This window comes from Paenibacillus sp. OV219 (assembly GCF_900110075.1).
Classification (GTDB): Bacteria; Bacillota; Bacilli; order Paenibacillales; family Paenibacillaceae; genus Paenibacillus_Z.
Genome location: NZ_FOCJ01000034.1, coordinates 1 through 1,670 on the forward strand (window position 1 = coordinate 1; position 1,670 = coordinate 1,670).

General features: G+C 45.7%; 2 protein-coding genes. Both read right to left on the reverse strand.

Annotation, left to right across the window (positions count from 1 at the left end; all coding sequences use genetic code 11):
- Nucleotides 1-45: 45 nt before the first annotated feature.
- Nucleotides 46-891, reverse strand: coding sequence for an IS3 family transposase (locus tag BMY11_RS28330; protein WP_143069368.1), 846 nt, complete (start codon nt 889-891; stop codon nt 46-48).
- A 32-nt stretch (nt 892-923) separates the two neighbouring features.
- Nucleotides 924-1,604 carry a helix-turn-helix domain-containing protein gene (locus BMY11_RS28335; protein WP_177182868.1) on the reverse strand — a complete coding sequence of 227 codons (681 nt, stop codon included), beginning with the start codon at nt 1,602-1,604 and terminating at the stop codon, nt 924-926.
- Nucleotides 1,605-1,670: the final 66 nt, after the last annotated feature.

A 1,670-nucleotide genomic window follows, 5' to 3' on the forward strand; every position in this document is an offset into this window, starting at 1 on the left:
TGAACAGCACCCCGTCAAGTAGACAGTACAAATAATTAAAAACAATCAAGCGGCCTTCGTCCGGAATTCCATTGGACTGAGGCCGTTTAGCTTTTTCTGTAGTCGGTCGTTGTTGTAAAAACAAATGTACTCATCGATGTCATTTTGAAGTTCTTCGAAGGTTGGGTATGTGCGACGCAAATAATACTTCTCGCATTTAAGAGCCCCCCAGAAGGATTCCATGGGGCCGTTATCAATGCACCTGCCAACTCGTGACATACTTTGTGTTAATTTATCTGCATACAACCGCTTGAATGTGTGAGAGGTGTACTGAAATCCACGATCACTATGCAGCATTGGCTTGCTGTCTGAAGCTGCTTTTAAAGCCGAGTCTATCGTACGGAAAACAAGTTCATTGTTGTTGGCGTGTCCCATTTCATAGGAAACAATGACGTTATCATGGAGATCTAATATGGCACTCAAATAAGCCTTCTGACCGTTGCCATACTTGAGCTCCGTCACATCAGTTAGCCATTTTTCATTGGTTTCTTCAGCATAGAACTCGCGGTTCAGCAGATTCTCGGCGACTTGCTCTGGGGCTACATAGACATATTTCCTTTTCTTTCTGCGAATGACCGACTGGATTCCCTGTATCCTCATCAGGCGTTGTATGCGCTTGTGGTTGATCTGTTTCTTCGCTTGCCTGCTCAAATTAAGGGTTAATCGGCGGTACCCGTAGATGCCAGAAACCTTTTGATGCAGGGCGAGCATGTCCTGTGTCAGCTGCTGGTTCTCCACTTCACGAGAGCTAGGCGTATGCTTCAACCATTTGTAATAGCTGGATCGTGCAATATCTGCGACCTCACATAAAGTTTGCACAGGAAACAAGCCTTCCTGCCCAGCGGCTTGAATAGCGAGGTAGACATTCTCTTGGCGGTGCCCGCTTAACGTCGCCTCCTTTGGATTTCCTGTAACTTTTTTAGAAAGGTATTCTCCGCTCGAAGTCGCTCATTCTCGTACTCTAATTTCTTCATGGCGAGTTTCTGGTGATCCGCTTCCGTTAACTCATCAACGGACTTGTTACGCCCTCGGCCATCTTGTAAAGCATCTTGACCACCATCCTCATACTTCTTTACCCACTGGTACACCTGATGGTACGAGACTTGATGCTCGTCCGCTGTCTTCCGGTAGTCATGGTTATGTGCCTGGCAGTAAAGCACAATATCGATTCGTTCCTGCAGAGTGGTAGTCCGCCCCTTAGTCATAGCTGTTGCTCCCTCGTTATACGATCTTAAGCTGCTATGACCATTATACTTGTCTATCCAACTCTTGAGTTGAGTGCGACTGGAGATTTTGTACTTGTCTATAATCTCATATTGCGAATAGCGGCCTGTGAGATAATCTTGAACCGCCTTAAGCTTTAGCTCTGCAGAATAGCTGTTATTATGCGCGCGGATAGCTAATCCCTCGACCCCATACAGTTCATACTGATGACGCCACTTCACCAGTGTGCTTACACTAATGTTGTGCTTTCGAGCGACCCCAGCTCGGCTTATATTACCCGCAATAAATTCTTGTACAATAGCGAGCTTCTCCGTAGAGTTGTGTTCATTCTTTTTGGACACCAAAAAAACTCCCCTTCAAGTAGCGGTTTATTTATTAAACCTGTCTACTTAAAGGGGAGCATATCA